Origin of the sequence: Paenibacillus radicis (ex Xue et al. 2023), from assembly GCF_024722015.1 — a bacterium.
In the GTDB taxonomy this organism is placed as follows: domain Bacteria; phylum Bacillota; class Bacilli; order Paenibacillales; family NBRC-103111; genus Paenibacillus_S.
Genome location: NZ_JANQBD010000044.1, coordinates 36,372 through 52,992 on the forward strand (window position 1 = coordinate 36,372; position 16,621 = coordinate 52,992).

Annotated in this window: 9 protein-coding genes; all 9 read right to left on the reverse strand. The window is 45.0% G+C overall.

All coding sequences use genetic code 11. From position 1 onward, the window contains the following. Positions 1-231: 231 nt before the first annotated feature. A complete protein-coding gene (locus NV381_RS35515; protein WP_258217999.1) occupies positions 232-4,764 on the reverse strand; it encodes an S-layer homology domain-containing protein in 4,533 nt (1,510 codons plus the stop codon). Between the two features lie 188 nt (positions 4,765-4,952). Further along, positions 4,953-6,641 (reverse strand): ribulokinase, encoded by a 1,689-nt coding sequence (locus NV381_RS35520; protein ID WP_258218000.1) that lies wholly within the window; start codon positions 6,639-6,641, stop codon positions 4,953-4,955. Between the two features lie 106 nt (positions 6,642-6,747). Then, on the reverse strand, positions 6,748-9,123 hold the full coding sequence (locus tag NV381_RS35525) for an FAD-dependent oxidoreductase (RefSeq protein ID WP_258218001.1): 2,376 nt from the start codon (positions 9,121-9,123) through the stop codon (positions 6,748-6,750). Next, complete coding sequence (locus NV381_RS35530) at positions 9,030-9,872, reverse strand: carbohydrate ABC transporter permease (RefSeq protein WP_258218002.1); 843 nt, start codon at positions 9,870-9,872, stop codon at positions 9,030-9,032. Before NV381_RS35530 ends, NV381_RS35525 begins: the two co-directional genes overlap by 94 nt. A gap of 13 nt (positions 9,873-9,885) precedes the next feature. After that, positions 9,886-10,761, reverse strand: a complete 876-nt coding sequence (locus NV381_RS35535) for a sugar ABC transporter permease (RefSeq protein ID WP_308862424.1) — start codon at positions 10,759-10,761, stop codon at positions 9,886-9,888. A 40-nt stretch (positions 10,762-10,801) separates the two neighbouring features. Continuing rightward, a complete protein-coding gene (locus tag NV381_RS35540) occupies positions 10,802-12,112 on the reverse strand; it encodes an ABC transporter substrate-binding protein (protein ID WP_258218004.1) in 1,311 nt (436 codons plus the stop codon). 55 nt (positions 12,113-12,167) lie between these two features. Continuing rightward, complete coding sequence (locus NV381_RS35545; protein WP_258218005.1) at positions 12,168-13,271, reverse strand: alcohol dehydrogenase catalytic domain-containing protein; 1,104 nt, start codon at positions 13,269-13,271, stop codon at positions 12,168-12,170. A gap of 169 nt (positions 13,272-13,440) precedes the next feature. Then, positions 13,441-14,196: a response regulator transcription factor gene (locus tag NV381_RS35550; RefSeq protein WP_258218006.1), complete on the reverse strand. Its 756-nt coding sequence runs from the start codon at positions 14,194-14,196 to the stop codon at positions 13,441-13,443. Positions 14,197-14,218: 22 nt separating this feature from the next. Continuing rightward, positions 14,219-16,006 (reverse strand): cache domain-containing sensor histidine kinase, encoded by a 1,788-nt coding sequence (locus NV381_RS35555; protein WP_258218007.1) that lies wholly within the window; start codon positions 16,004-16,006, stop codon positions 14,219-14,221. Between the last annotated feature and the right edge of the window lie 615 nt (positions 16,007-16,621).

A 16,621-nucleotide genomic window follows, 5' to 3' on the forward strand; every position in this document is an offset into this window, starting at 1 on the left:
AGTAATAGTTCTATTATAAGGATTTGCAGGTTCATTTGGCGTATAATATTTTAATATGATTGTTTAATTTCATATTTATTTATATAGATAATGGCAGCGTTTATGCGATCGGAAGGCTAATTTTAAAAGAAGGCGCCCCTTAGGGAGGCACCTTCTCACAATGGACTTAGTTCAGTTTTATAAAAAAGTATGCCTGACTCATTAAAAAAATAATTTGATTACCCTATACGCTTATTTCAAAATTCTTTTCAGAATTGCCGCGGCTTCCGCACGGGATGAAACGCCTTTGGGAACGAATTGACCCGGTACACGCCCATTGACGAATTGAAGCGACGCAGCTGCTCTCACAGCGGATTTGGCCCAATCGGCAATTTCCGAATCATCGTCAAACGAAGTGACAGGGGCTCCTGCCAGCTGTTGGCCCTTGATTGATTCGTAAGCACGCATAATCATCGCTACCATTTCCTCACGTGTAATTTGAGCATTGGGCGCGAAGGTATTCTCGCTCTTACCTGCAACAATGCCTGATTTAACCGCAATAGCAATGGGTTCTGCATACCATTCGCTAGAAGCTACATCTGTAAACTTTAGCTCTCCGCGTGTGGTCAGTTTCAACGCTCTCACTAACATCGCCGTAAATTCAGCGCGAGTGACCGTACGCTCCGGCTCGAAGCTTGCCACTGAGCTGTCGAGAATATGCTTCGACGTTAACTCTTGTATAATGCTAAATGCCCAGTGGTTGGAAGGTACATCAGCAAAGCTCTTTTTAAATTCAAGAACGGCATATTTACTGAAATGATGAATTTCGGCGACCAGTTCTCCGTTCACAACTTCTCCGCCGACATATTCAATCTTGCCGTTGTCCGCAATATAGTAGATCCCCGCCAAATTCGTGTTGAGTAAAGGGTCGACTTTTAAACGAATCGTCATGGGCTGATTAAATTGGGTTAAGTTCGTTGCTATACCATCTTTGGTCACATAGGATATGCCCAAATTGTATACTTCCCCGGAAAGTTTGAGCTCCGCTGGGCTGACATTCAGTGCTTGACCCATGATGGTTCGTGCATCGGCTTCTGATAACGGACTAACCTTCAATACGATGCTGCCATCGGTTCGATTGGCTTCAGATACTAGACTTGTAAGCTGTTGGATCAGCTCAGTCGGTATGTTCAAGCTTACCTTATCCTTTAGAACCACCAAGGGATTGGTTCCCATCCAATCAGCTATCTTGGCTGGAAGCACGATTTCTTTGGCAGCAAAAGGAACCGTTATGGATACTTTACCATCCGAAATCGATTGCTTCAGCTCTTCGTCCTTGATTACTCGCTGTTCATCATTATTAGCGGCAGGAGTGGTAATAGTGCCTGGCAAACTAGCACTGCTGCCCTTACTGCTACGATGCTGCACATTAGGTTGACTTTCCACGGTCTTAGCAGTGACAGTCACAGCAATGCTTGCAGTGCTCGCTTTGGAACTATCGGATATTCTCGTTACTTCCAATACCAGATTCACTGTTGCATCTGCAGCTGGATGAACAATCGTTCCATCAAGTGCAATAATGCCCGTATCGCTGGATGTCTTGATAGCTACAGCAAAGCCTTCGGGCACCGTCGGCAGTGTTAACACAGTAACATCTTTAGCGGGTGCTGCAATCTCGGTAATTGTCGCTGCAACTCCTGCTGCTGTCTGTTGGACAACGCTTTTAGCAGGTACTACTACCGCAATCCCTGCAGTGCTCGCTTTGGAACCATCGGACGTTCTTGTTACTTCCAACACCAGATTCACTGTTGTTTGTACGGTTGGAGGAACAATCGTCCCATTCGGTGCAATAACGCTTGTGTTGCTTGAAGTTTTGATTGCTATCGTAAAGCCTGCCGGTACGCTTGGCAGCATTAACACACCAGCATCCTTCACCGGTGCTGTAATCGAAGTAATTCCAGCTGCAATCGATGCTGCCGTCTGCTCGACTACGCTTTTCGCCGGTACTATCACTTCGATGATGTCGGTAGCTGCCGACTCTCCGTCGGAAGTTCGAGTTACCTCAAACACCAGCGATACGGCAGTATCCGCAGCAGGCGGGTAAATCGTACCATTGGCATCTATGACGGATGGGTCATACGTTTGTTGAATTGCGATCGTATATCCTTTTGGTACTACTGGCATAACCAAATGTGTGGCATCTTTTGCAGGTGCAGGAATCGATGTAATTGCATCGGCTATTATCTGTGGGTCCGCTTCCATTACCGTGACGTTGGCTACTGCCGGAATCATTGTGCTATAGACGGCTCCCTGTACGGTAAAGCTTCCTACTGATGCATACTGGCTTGGGGCGATACTATCCCATTTTACATGAACCTCTTTAGTAGTGCTGTCGTTGTATACCGCGGTTACGACTGAAGGCAATTTGGGAGCAACTGTGGGTATTGTGGTTACATTGACCGGTTGAATTTCCGTAATGGTTTGTTCAGCAATTAATTTAATGTAGTCAATAACAAATTCATTGGTTTTCGTCATTGCCGGGTTTTTGCCTACGATCTCAAATTTAAAAGTATGATTTCCGGAAGTAAAGGTATGTTTGCCAAGACTAGTGGAAAGATAGCCTGCATTAGCGGTAGCCACATATTGATCGACTGGAGCGCCAAGTGCCACTCCATCCACATAGGTCTGGAAGATTCCTCTGGCATCATTTCTCTTATATCCAAAAACGACCTCGTACGTACCGGCTGCTGGAACATTTCCAGTAAATTCAACATATTGATCCTTGAGCGCCGTAAAAGTGATCTGTAAATTCTCGCCCCCGCTTGCAGCGGTTTCCTTATTGGTCTTCTTTGCTAAATTGGAAGGATTTAATAATGTAAAATCTTTCTCCTCAAACAGGATAAATGAACCTGAATCTTGACTTGTGCCCGGTACGATTACCGAAATGGTGCCGGTATCCTTGGTAACGCCGTCAGCTGTCCGCGTTACCTCCAGCACCAAATTCACTGTAGTATTGGCAGAAGGAGGGGTGATCGTTCCGGCTGTAGAAATGACATTCGTATGATCCGAGCTCTTGATTCTTATCGTGTATCCGGATGGCACTGACGGCAGCGTTATACTCGTTGCGCCTTTGGCAGGAGCCGTCAAGCTTGTAATGCCCGATGCGATGCTCTGAATTGGATCCGAATTAGAAGCCATAAATCTCGCTTGCGCTTCATAGCCTTGCCCGTTTCCACTAATAATTTTTGCTCGCAATGTCGTGGATTGGTTGAGTGATAAGCTCCCCGTATATAAGGAAGAGCTGGCATTCGGCTCGCTTCCATCTGTCGTATAACGTATTTCCGCCTGCGGATCAACAGCGTTCAAAGTAACTTGCTGTGAACCAAAAAATACCGAACTATACGGTGTCATCGACAGTTTCGATATTTTAAGGAGTCTGACCCCATGGGGTTCAATGCTTTCACTGTATGAAGTCCTGGTTCCGATGATGGAATGAGACCACATATCACTAACCAGATAATTGCCGCTAAGCCCCAAATCGTTGGCGAAATCGACGGATCTCGTTTGTGCGGTATCCTCCCTGTTAAATAAAGCGACGACCCACGTACCGTCTGGTAGTTGACCTTTCCATATTTGGCTTAATGGACTCTTCACATCTCTGGATAACGGTTTGCCTACAAAACCCCGTTTATTCATATCAATAATTTCTAAATTTTTGTAATAGGCATCATTACTAGCCATATTTTGATAGTTATCACCTATAAAAATGCTACTTCCAGCCATTGCTAACAAACTTATTCTTGTTTTCTTTTCTGCATCCGTACCACCAGAGCTCATTACGCTAAAGTCGCCATCCAGAACAACCTTGCCCGGGCCCGATAAATCGGATAAATAAACGAGACCGTCGAATAGATTATAAGCCGGCGGCCATGTATCAGCTCTAGTCGTGCCTCTATTACGAAGGCTTGTGTGATACCACACCCCTGGCTGGGTAGTATCTGTCCTCCAGTCTTCACTGGCTCTCAATAAATCGGCTGTTACTACTTCATCAGCTGCATGATTTACGTTATTAGTGTTGGCATAATATAAAATAATATCGTTGCCCGCGGCTTCCCTCATCCAATCATATAATTGTTTCACAGCCGCATGTCCGTATGCATTTTCGTAATACCTTAAGAAGTCGATTTTAAGCAAATCTACCCCTATGCTAATGTAAAATTTGATCATTCCCTGTACGTATTCCTTCGAGCCTGGTGTGTCGGGATCGATCATATATCTCGTTTGATGCATATATTTCGGATCATCCCGGATAATGCTTTTAAGAGGAATATTGGTGCCTACAACCTTCAAATTAGCGGGGTCATTGGCAATGTCCTGATGAAGCCATGAAGGATTATAATAGATCCCAAGCTTCAAGCCTTTGGAATGCACATAATCAGCCCAATATTTCCAATCATTCATCCAATCATTCTTATAATGAGTAATATACCCGTTTGCGTTATGCTTCGTAGCATCGCCAACCCAACCATCGACATTTATATATTCATATCCGTAATCCAGGAAATTGGCTGCAAGCCAATCAGCATTTGATTTCATGCGCGCTTCGGTAAAGCTTGAACCGTACGGTGTGGCATGCCACCCCAATATGCCAGAACCTTTTTGAGTAAACACCGTATCCGTTGCATACACATATGCAGGGGAAATTGCGCCGCTTAAGACCATAGTTATAGAAATGATTGATAGACATAACATTCTAAAATATTCATTTAGCACTTTAACTCTCATATACTGGCTCCTTTTCTAGTAAAGTGAATTCTTCCGTCGGTCATAATCTCACTGTCTGCCTGCTCATCACTTCCTATCCGCTTTAAACTCCTGTAAACCCTTTCATTATAAGTAGAAACGGGACGGTATAGAGTTTAATATCTTTATAAGATTGTTAAAAATTATTACCTATGGCGCGTTTTTCAAGGCTACGTTCGCCTTCCCTTCGATTTTTCTGCCATTGACCGAATCCGCTTCAATTCCCTCATTATCCCGATGTCTCCACGGCCGAACCATTCATGCAAACGGTTATACTCACGATACAATTGATCATATACCGCAGTATGCTCCGGAATCGGTCTGTACGATTCTTTATTTGAGCAGGCCATGCGCATGGCTGCCTCCCTGATACTCCCGCAGCCTCCCCGCTCGACAGCCGCCGCCGCGCCTAACATCGCTGAGCCAAGAGCCGACGTTTGTGCTGATCCGGCTATTTGAATCTCACGGCCGGTTACATCTGCATAAATCTGCATCAACAGACGGTTGCGCTGCGGCAATCCCCCGCAAGCGATCAATTCTCGGACCTCTATACCGGCAGCTTCGTAAGTTTCAATAATTTTACGGGTACCGAATGCCGTTGCTTCCAGTAAACACCGGTATATATCCTCCGGTTTTGTCCCCAATGTCATCCCGACAATGGTTCCGCTCAGGTCGGCATCCACGAGTACGGATCGGTTGCCGTTCCACCAATCCAACGCCAGTAAACCATGCTCCCCCGGTCTTAATCGGGCTGCCCCCTTTTCTAACCATGCATGTAGACTCACCCCTTCAGCAGCCGCTGCTCTTTCCACATAGCCAGGCACTCCGCTCGCTATAAACCAGCCGAATAGATCCCCAACCGCTGGCTGCCCTGCTTCATATGCATATAAGCCCGGAACGACACCATCCTCTACAACACCACAGATTCCTTCTACAGGAATTTCCTTATCACTAAGCAGGATATGGCATAGCGATGTGCCCATAGACATCACCATTTGTCCTGCATGAATAGCTCCTGCACCCAAAGCCCCCGCGTGGGCATCAATCATTCCGACGGCCACTGCCGTTCCGGGGCATAATCCGGTCAGGGCTGCCGCTTCTTCTGTCAATCCGCCTGCCTTAATTCCGGGAGCAGCGATCTTGCCCTGCAGCTTGGTTTCAACCATTTGTTCAAGCCTCGGGTCCAACGCTCGATAGAAGGTTGAGGACGGGTAACCGTCTTCTTTATGCCAAAAGGATTTATAACCGGCCGCGCAGCTGCTTCGTACCAGATTGCCTGTCAGTTGATGGACAATCCAATCCGATGCTTCCACGAGCCGGTGCATCTGATCATAAATCGACGGCGCTTCATTCAAGATCTGCCAACCTTTGGCAACCATCCACCCGGAGGAGGCCTTGCCCCCATACCGGCTTAAGAAAGCTTCTCCAAGACGTACCGCCGTCTCATTAATCCGGTTCGCTTCATCCTGTGCCGAATGATGCTTCCACAGCTTGACATAGGCATGCGGCTCATCCCGTAATGATTCTTTATAGCATAAAGGAATGCATCTCTCGTCAACCGGCAGAACAGTGCAGGATGTAAAATCTATGCCGATACCTACGACTTGCTCAGGCTCAATACCTGAGCCGCGCAGCACCTCGGGCACCGACTTTCTCAAAACCTCTATATAATCGTCAGGATGCTGCAGAGCCCAACCCGGTTCCAACTGCTTATTTGAATTCGGCAATCGTTTGTCGATAACGCCGTTAGGGTATCGGGTCACATGCACAGCCAGTTCTTCCCCGTTGTCCATATCAACAAGGAGTACTCTTCCCGACTCTGTTCCGTAATCGACTCCTAGTGTATATTGCTTCCTCATTCGGTTCCCCCTACCTCCCAAGAAATTGAAAAGAAAAGCCTGCAAACATCCGTTCCTTCGTCGGGAACTTTGTTTACAGGCCTCCATCAGTACTAACCTGATTAACTTACATCACTCTGATTGCTACAACTTCAGCAAACCGCGTTCCATTCGTGTTCTCAATAACGAGTCTCAGCCTAGCTGTCTCCATGCCTTCGCCAAGATGATGAATTCTTTTTCTGCTGCGGTTATCGGTTTCCTGTACAGCCACTTTCCATTCCCCGTCCACATACGTCTCAATCCGGTAGTTTCTAACCAGCTCCGGAATAACATCGAAAGGAGTACGTTTATAATGCAGATTAACGAGATCTTCATTTACATCATCGTTGAATATGATTTGAACCTCAGAAATTTTCTCCGGCGCGGTCCATTGCAGCTCCACCCATTCCTCGAGGTCATCCTTCATGGGGGCGGACAACCACATGTTCGGTCCGCCGTAAGGCCGCAGATAGCCATCAATAATATGGCTTGGCTCGAAGGCATTCGTATCATCGGCCACTCTGAAGCAAAACGGCTTCCGCACCAACCGCTTCATGCTCCACTTGACTACAAGCTGATCATTATTTAGCGCTGTTAATAAACTCGAAATATTCGCTTTGTCTTCCTTAATGAAAGCAAGTGTTCCTGTCCGTGGTTCATCCGAATGGTAAAGTGCAATCTGTTGATTTTCCCTCACAATAACGAATGCATTTTGCGGCTTTTCCGGAGACCATGGGAGGTGGAATCTCACCCATTGCTTGTTTCCTTTGGCTACAGCGACGGTATCCTTAATCTGTAATGAATGTGGGATGTAATTTTCCGCTTTTCCTGTTGTCCATACTTCGACTTCCACCTGTGTATCCTGGTTCACATCAAGCAAGATCTCAATATGCTCCAGCTTAGGATCAACCGGAACCAAGAAGGCGGCATCATTGTTTAATTCAAACCGTTCTGCAGGAGATTCTATCTCCAGCTTGGATAAATAACTCGATGCTGTGACCGTCGCCCGGGAAGCCAAATCGGCAGGATCGTCGTGCTTTAATCCGATAATGGCAGCATCCTTCCATAGCAGCGTTTGCTGCAATTCTTTGATATGACTGCGATACAGCTCTCGTGGGGTTATGCCTTTCTCAACACATAGAGCTGCTCCCGCTCCCGCAGCCTCCCCCATCACAGAGCAGGTTGCCATAACCCGCGTTGCGCCAAAAGCAACATGCGTCGCACTAATATTGCGCCCAGCGAACAGCAGGTTATTAACATTAGCCGAGTAAAGGCTTCGAAATGGAATTTGAAAAGTGCCATCCACGCAGAATAGCTTCGAGACATATTCGCTGGCATACATTCCTTCCGGAGGATGAAGGTCAATCGACCAGCCGCCGAAGGCAATGCTATCCTCAAATTGCGTTTGGTTTTCCAAATCGTTCTGGGTTAATATATAATCGCCTATAAAACGTCTATATTCCCGTTTTCCCGGAACGCTTCCGACCCATTCCAGCGTCATATTGTCTGCGTCGAATTTACCCGAGTTTTTAATATAGTCCCATATCCCATAAATAACGGACCACAGCTCGTCCCGAATACGCTCATTATCATACAGGGTATCAATCTCTGCTTCTCCACCCCATTCAATCCACCAGTAATGGCAGCCGGAATCACCGCTTTTAAACACACGCTTCATCGGAATTGCGGTTTGTGTAATATCCTTCGCAAAGCTTGGAGCGATATATTTAACCGGATGTCCCGCATCCTTGGTGTAAAAGAACATCGTACTCCCTAATGTAATTAGGTCAGCCGCTTCCGGAGCCCATTTTTCGTTAAACTCATGCTGCGCTTCTCTGCCTATTCTATATTTGGCTCCCCCTAAAAATCCGACCAGCCCATCGCCCGAGCAGTCAAGGAATATAGGGCTTTCGAAGCGGATTTTCCGTTCCGATCCCATCATCCACCCGGTAACCGATTGAATAGTTCGATTCGTTTCATCCCCTGTTGCTTCAACTTCATGGATGTTGGTATTGAGAAAAAGTTGAATATTAGGCTCCTTAAGTACTGTTTCCAGCACGACCAAATCCCAGTAATACGGATTTCCATCCTGATTTAAATATTGATTCTCGACCAGCATTTCACCAATAATTCCCGTTTCCCTGGCATAACGGTTTACACCAAGGCCGGTTGCCCCCAGCACCCATACGCGGATTTCACTGCTGGAATTGCCCCCCAAGACGGAGCGATTCTGTACCAGGGCTACCTTCTTCCCCAATCTCGCCGCAGATACAGCCGCAGACACCCCGGCCAAACCGCCTCCGATTACCGTGATATCCGATTGAACCGTTTCATGTCTCATTTGCACTCTCTCCTTTGAATTATCTTTTTTTATCCCTTTACCGCTGAACCTGCAATGCCTTGAATAATAAATTTCTGACCAATAAGAAACAGGATGACCATAGGTATAATTCCGGCTGAGCATGCAGCCATCATTCCCGTATAATCAATGTGATCCGCATCAACAAAATTTTGAAGCCCGAGAGGAATTGTAAACAAACTTTTATCAATCAAAAATACTAAAGCGCGTTCATAATCATTCCAATGCCATGAAAAATCGAGTACTGCGAAAGTGGCTAAAGCCGGCTTGGCAAGAGGGAGCATCATTTGAAAAAAAATACGAAAATGCCCGGCGCCGTCAATCATCGCTGAATCCGATATTTCATTAGGGATGGATAGAAAAAACTGCCTGAGCATAAATACACCAAATATCGTAAACAATCCCGGTAAAATGAGCGACCAGTGTGTATTATAAATGCCCATCCAATTAAACATGATAAATTGCGGAACAAATAAGATCTGAGGCGGTATCATCATCATCGATAGTGAAAAAAGAAACAGTATGCCTCTGCCCGGAAACTCGATTTTAGCAAACGCGTAAGCAGCCAATGCTGCCAAGAACACAGCTCCGCCTGCGCTGATCACAGACACTTTGATCGAATTGAAATAATAGGGCATGAAGCTGGCCTTTCCCGACCAAATTTGTTCATGATGATCAAAAACAATACGGGACGGAATCCATTGATTGGGATAACGAAACACATCCTGAGAGGGGCTGAATGAAGTGCTGACCATCCACAAAAACGGGGCTATCATAACTCCTCCCAGAGCCAAGAACAAAATAGTCATAAAAACCTTTGTAAATTCTAATTGATTGATAGGTTTCTGTTCCATCCTATCCCCTCTCTTAATAATGAACCCATTTTTTCTGCCCATACCATTGGAGCAGGGAAATCAACAAGATGAAAGCCAGCAGCACTAAGGAAATCGTCGAAGCATAACCCATCTCATAGTAGCGGAACGCTGTTTTGTATACGAATAAAGACAAGATGTGCGTGCTTGTGCCGGGTCCGCCATGTGTAATCGATTCCACTATGCCAAATGATTTTATTGTTACGACAAAGCCGGTAATTAGAAGAAAAAATGTAGTCGGACTAACCAACGGAAATATAATATGGATGATCGATTGCCAGCGTTTGGCGCCGTCCATCTTGGCTGCCTCCAGCAGCTCCTTGGGAATTTCTTGAAGTGCAGCCATATAAATGATCATATTGTAGCCTACCATGAGCCAAATCCATATCAAGTCAAAAGCGTACATAGGCGAGGTTGTGGTTGAAAACCATCCAGGCGGATTTGCAATACCTGCCGAACGCAAAATATGATTAATAGGGCCGTTTTTGGCATCAAACAATAGCATCCATACAAAAGCAACCGCAACTCCGTTTGTTATATAAGGAAGAAAATACATCGCCCGAAGCCAATTTTTAAAATAAACTTGATTATTCAGCACTAGCGCAACTGCAAATGCCAGAAGCACAGAAACGGGAACGGATAACAAAAAGATAACTGTATTTTTCAGCGCTATATAAAAAACGTCGTCTTGAAACAAGCGGCTAAAGTTGCTGAACCCGACAAAGTCAGCCGTCTTCTGGGTAAATTTCCAATTCGTAAAAGAAATGATCAACGAAAACAAAGCAGGAATAAAGAAAAATACGAAAATGCCGATTATATTGGGGGCTACAAACAGATAGCCTGTAAGCTGTTGCTTTCTTACCCAACCCATAGTCACTGTCCTCCGGTTTTTGAAAAGAGTTACCCGCTTATTACTTTTTAGTTTGCTTAAGAAAATCATTATGACGTTTGACCAAATTAACAAACATCTGATCCAAGCTCTGATTGTTAGTAAAATATAGCTGGTATTGCTCTTTACGAGCATCGATCATTTGCTGTGCAAGCTTGCTTTGGAAGGTTTTGAAGTCTTTGCTGAACAGCACCTTTTTCATCGATTCGACATCATACTTATCCTCTACACCCTGTAACAGCACTTTGAAGGCTTCATCGCTATTGACTGCTTTGGATGAGGGAATCCGTCCTCCTTGCGTAAGGGGCAGCATGCCTCCATCTGCATACCATTTCAAAAACTTCCATGCCGCATCAATATTTTTCGATTGGGGGTTAATAGCAATAGCATCGCCCAAGCCTCCAAATACCCGATAATTTTCTTGATCCTTTGTTACTTTAGGAATAGGGGCAATCGCGATTTTGAAATCTCTGGGATAATCCTTTAAATTGTTGGCGAATCGAAAAATCCATTCTCCGGCGTAATACATTCCGGCATTGCCCTTGAGGAACTCTGTTTCAACCGGCATTTTTTTCGAAAGTTGCTCTGCGTACAAAGGTATACTTTTGTCGTCGTACATCATCGCATGCATATTTTCTAATATTTTCTTGGTCAGACGATTATCCATGTTGGAGCTGCCGTCAGGCTTTACCACACCCTCGACTGCCATTGGTGAATCTAGAACAAAATCCCATGTCACCATGTCTTGAAGCATTCCCCATTGCTTCTGCTCTGAGAGCTTTTTGGCATACATTCTCATATCGTCCCATGTCCAGTTATAAGGCACCGCAAGTCCCGCTTTATCCAGCGCATCTTTATTTAACCAGATAAAATGAAGATCCCGTTTCGTCGGCATCGCATAATACTTATTATCAACTTTCCAGTCCGATGCTTCCGGTCCCATCATTTCGTCAATATTGTAATCCTTGAATTGCCCGAGATCCAAAGCAACCTGCGCCTTTACCCTAGTCTCAAATCTGGGGAAATTATGAGTAGCGTAGATATCCACGCCCTGTCCGGTTAAGAGCGCTGTATCCAATTTAATATTCCCGGAGTCATCATTCACATATCTTACATACTCCACTTGGATATTAGGATTTTGCTTGTTCCAATTATCAACAGCTAGCTGCGGCCCCGCTTCCGCAGGAACCCCACTCCAGAAAGTAAGCTTTATCGGTTTGGCATCTGCTCCAGTCTGAGGCTCTTTAGAGGCCGTACCTTTGGAACATGCTATTAAGCTGCTTGACAACAATAGTAAGCATAGAGTAAAAGGAACTATCTTTTTCCCCTTCATAATCAGGTATCCTCTCATTTTATATTTCTGGTCGAACTAATTTGCTTGCAATCATTTACCAATTAAATTCCAGAAGAATCTTTTTCCAATCGCGGTGGGCTGCCGCCTGTTTCATCGATGTTGTGAAGTCTTCTGAGCAATTTATTGGAACCGCTTGTTCCGGCAGCAATTTTCTAAGCGTATCCTGACAAGTTGGGTTACTCATAACCCGCAATACGTGCTGGAAGTCAGCCGAAGAGCTTCTGCTGCTTCCGATGATGGTAATCCCCTTTTCTAATAGATCTCTCGTATTAATCGGAACTCTCTCTTCGGTCACTCCCATCAGAATCAAATGCCCCTTCGGACTAAGAATGCCTATGGCTTGATTAATTGCACTTTCAGAGAACCGGCCTCCCGTACATTCAACAACAATGTCGAACAGCTCTAAGGAAGTGAATTCGCACTCTTGAACCAAAGCCCTGCTTGCAAAGTCGAACTGAGCGAGCTTCTCGGGAACAGCTCCGAATACTTGAAGCCGGTCTTGACTGACTCCGAAGCAGTGATGAAGCATGGCAGCTGTAAGATACCCGACGGGTCCGTCTCCAAATACAGCAATACGGGCGGGTGTATGCTCTATCTGAGCTGCAACATTGCTTAACGCTTGATATGAGACAGAGCATAGCTCCGCTAATACAGCGATTTCGTCAGGAACTTCATCGGGAACCGGTATAGCGCAGGCTGCCGGTACAATTACCCGGCTTTGGGCAATTCCATCCACACCGCTCCCTAGAAATCGTCCGTGGTAACAATAGCTTTCTCCTTTGCCCTCTTGGCAAACAGGACAACAGCTCTCCGGAGCAACGCCATTGAGCAGGTACCCGGGAATATTGGGAACAATAACTACACGCTGCCCGACCTTCAACGCAGGAGACTTGCTTTCCACAATCTTGCCGATCCCCTCATGGATTAATGCCATCGGCAATTTAAGGGCCAATGCTTCTGGCCTTCTTTGTCCAGTGAAGTAACGTAAATCAGCATGGCAGATACTTCCCACTGACGGCTCCACCACTACTTGCCCGTTTCCAAGGTCATTTTCAAGCACTACCTCCCGCACCTCTCCCGGATGCAATAAACGGTAAGCACGTGACTGAACCGGTGACTTAACTTCTGTTGGTTGCAAAAACCTACACCTCCATCGATATTGTGAGCAAAGCTGCTTGCCGCAAATCAATAATAGCAAGCCAGCCGATGGCGGCGTAATGAACAAATCTGACAACCTTATGGAACAGAATGATGTAAATTTCAGTGGAACATTTATATGAAGTTTCGTTGGATTTCTTCCTTTTGTTCTACTTTCTCTGCTGCCTGTATTGACTTGGAGTAGACCCGGTTAATCTTTTAAAAATTTTAATGAAATAATTATCATTTACGAACCCTACTCTTAATCCTATCTCCTGAATTTTCAAATCGGTCTCGATTAGATAATGGATTGCCTGATTCACCCTTACTTCGTGTAGATAATGAATCAAAGTTTGGCCTGTCTTTTTCTTAAATAAAGAGCTGACATAGTTTTCACACATCATTACATATTGGGACAGCGATTTGACCGTAATATCCTTATCCAGATTTTCTTTAATATACTGCATAATTTTGTTCACCTCGGGATGCGATATTTCTTGAGACAGAACTGCTGTGTCTGCCTGTCCCGTGTGAAGCAATTTGGCGGTATGCGTTAACTCATCATTTATTTTGTACAGCGTTTCCCTAAGATCGTTAACACTCATGGAAAGCTTCAATATATAGTTCGATGCTCCGTAAACCATGGCTTGACGAACATATTCAAAATCCCCCATGCAGGTTAGCATGACAAATTTGGAAGTTATACCTGCATGACGCGTTTGCCTCAGCAGCTCTATACCGTCCATCCTTGGCATTATGATATCGGCTATGACCAGATCCGGGGGATCCCGCTTAATGTATTCAAGCGCCTCTATTCCATCGCCGGCCTCAGCGGCCAGTGTAAACCCCATCTCATCCCAACGGATAAGCTCCTTCACCGATTCTCTGACAAATACTTCGTCTTCTACAAGCAGCACCTTCCACATATCGGCCCCTCCCTTTTGATGATTACGCTTCCAATTCTTTTTTATATGGTGTTGCTAACAAATAAGGCAGGGTCATTCGGACTAACGTTCCTTCAGTTCCTTCTGCCAATGGTACAATTTCTACCGCTCCCTCATCTTTAAAAAGCAGTCGCAGCCTTTGTCTAACGTTATCCAGTCCGATTCCCGGACGCTTCCGGTTCGTCTGCAGCCGCTTGGCTTGCTCAAAGCCCGCTCCATTATCCTGAACCTCAACCACTAAGCTTTCCTGCTGATTGCATCGGATGCCGATGCGAATAGTTCCGCCTTCCGGACGGTGAGCAATTCCATGCTGAATAGCGTTTTCTACCAAGGGCTGTAGACTGAGCTTTGGCACCAGTACATATTCATCCCGGTTGTCATAATCGTAATGAATCTGAAAGCGGTTTTTATATCGGGTTTGTTGTATATATACGAAAGCGCGGATCAGCTCTATCTCATCCTTCAAATAAATTAAATCCACATCCGAGTTTAAACTCGTTTCCAGCAGCTTGCCTAATGACATCGTAATCTCAGCAATATCCGTCTGATCATTGCGCAGAGCAATCCATTTCATCGTATTCAGAGTATTTAATAAGAAATGAGGATTCATTTGAGCCAGCAGCATTTGAAAATGAACCGCATCCTTTTGCCTTTCCTCCGCCTTCAGACGCTGAATCAGATCGTTCATATCCTCCAGTATCGTATTAAAGGAACGGGTAAGCTCCAAAATCTCCCCCTTGTACCGTTTTTCCGGCAAACGCACCTTTAAATCTTTACGGACAGCCTCCCTCATCTTCTTTTGCATGTGAGATAAAGGGCGGGTAAAAGTAAACGCTATCATAAAAGCAATGATAATAAACGCTAAGGTAAACAATCCAAAGGTTAAAAAATAATTTTGTTTAAGGTCGTGAATTTCTTTGTACAAAATGTTCAATGGAACCCGGTTAACCATATACCAATCAAGCGAGTCAATATAGCTGAAATTAATTAAAGCATCAGACGCTTGGTCGATTACATAACCGTTCGTGGACGGATTTGATTTGATTTTTTCAACAGCTGACTGTGAAAGCGTACTATTGGCAACCGATTGCCCTACCTGCTGCCCTTCTTTTGTAAAGATGAAATATTCCTGATTGGCAGAGGCTGGAGAAAGTATGGATTGAAACCAATAGGAGTAATCAATACTCGTCCTTGCCAGTCCGTATGGCTGCTGATTATGATCTCTCATAACAGCGTACAACGACAATAGGGAGGAGCTTATTGAAATATCCCGGAATAAATAATTATCATCATGCGGGACCCATCGATAGGTTGCTCCCTCTCTTAGCGACTCCTGAAATCGGGGATTGGAGCGAAGCTCATCATAATTCAACGATTCCTTCGGTTTATAGGACGTGTACACATTCCCATGCAGATCCAGTACTGTGAAATAAACGGGCGGATTATACAGAAAAAAACTGTTATTCAGGCCTTTGAATTTCTTTTCTATTTGCTCTATATTATCCAATAAACCGTTCTGCTCCGGGACCTCCAATATGGATCGAACCGATGAATCTTGTTCCAGGAAAATGAGTGTTTTAAAGGCCGTACTCATCTGATCCTGCAAAGTGCGCTGCAAGCTCTCCAATTGTGCATGGCTTTGCTCGCTTATTTTGGCTTGGATAAGTGTTTCGATTTTCTCGTAATTATATATATTCAGCACGGAAAACGGCAGCAAAATTAACAGTACAAACGCCGTGAACAACCGGTACTTCAGTTTTTGAGGCAGAATAGCCCCCAGTAAGCTTTTCATAGCGACAGCCCCCCTTCACTCTAGTTTTAACGACAGCCAGTATCTAAGACGGACAAATTATAACATATAGCAAATATTGAAACGACTGCTCAACTGAAAGTGCAAAGATATGTAGGAAAACCTGCGCGAAAATGTTCTACTAACAAAGATATGTTATACCGTCAGCACTATCAGAGTCCGTTTAACTGAGGTACTTGGCGAGGTATCTGGTAACTGGCAAAGTTAAATGCCTTGATTATATGAGGCTAAGTTGAACGTCTGGATACGAAAAAAGAGGCTGTCCCGAAGGACACCCCTTTTTGGGATGCTGCTTAAGTGATGGTGCAACAACAGATGTACGAGGGTTGCTTTTACTCTAGAGGAGACTAGGATATCCCGTGGGTGCCGGGCGATAGATGGAAATCCTCCCGTTAATCCAGCCTGGATATCGTTCGAAAGCAATCTAACTGGAAAAACTCCTGCTAATATAGATGCTTTGAATGATATCAGGTAGCGTCAAGAAGTTTGTGTAAGGTAGGTTTATCCATCGGGACGATGGATAAGAAAAGTTAGTTGTTTGAATATTCAGACGTTATAAAGGGTGAGGGTGCAGCCCAAGCGAAGGCGCGGGAGCTG

Bases quoted from the DNA above. Each gene is read 5' to 3' on its own strand.
- NV381_RS35555 (WP_258218007.1), bottom strand. From the start codon at position 16,006: ATGAAAAGCTTACTGGGGGCTATTCTGCCTCAAAAACTGAAGTACCGG.
- NV381_RS35540 (WP_258218004.1), bottom strand. From the start codon at position 12,112: ATGAAGGGGAAAAAGATAGTTCCTTTTACTCTATGCTTACTATTGTTG.
- NV381_RS35515 (WP_258217999.1), bottom strand. From the start codon at position 4,764: ATGAGAGTTAAAGTGCTAAATGAATATTTTAGAATGTTATGTCTATCA.
- NV381_RS35520 (WP_258218000.1), bottom strand. From the start codon at position 6,641: ATGAGGAAGCAATATACACTAGGAGTCGATTACGGAACAGAGTCGGGA.
- NV381_RS35550 (WP_258218006.1), bottom strand. From the start codon at position 14,196: ATGTGGAAGGTGCTGCTTGTAGAAGACGAAGTATTTGTCAGAGAATCG.
- NV381_RS35535 (WP_308862424.1), bottom strand. From the start codon at position 10,761: ATGGGTTGGGTAAGAAAGCAACAGCTTACAGGCTATCTGTTTGTAGCC.
- NV381_RS35530 (WP_258218002.1), bottom strand. From the start codon at position 9,872: ATGGAACAGAAACCTATCAATCAATTAGAATTTACAAAGGTTTTTATG.
- NV381_RS35525 (WP_258218001.1), bottom strand. From the start codon at position 9,123: ATGCTCAGCCGGAATTATACCTATGGTCATCCTGTTTCTTATTGGTCA.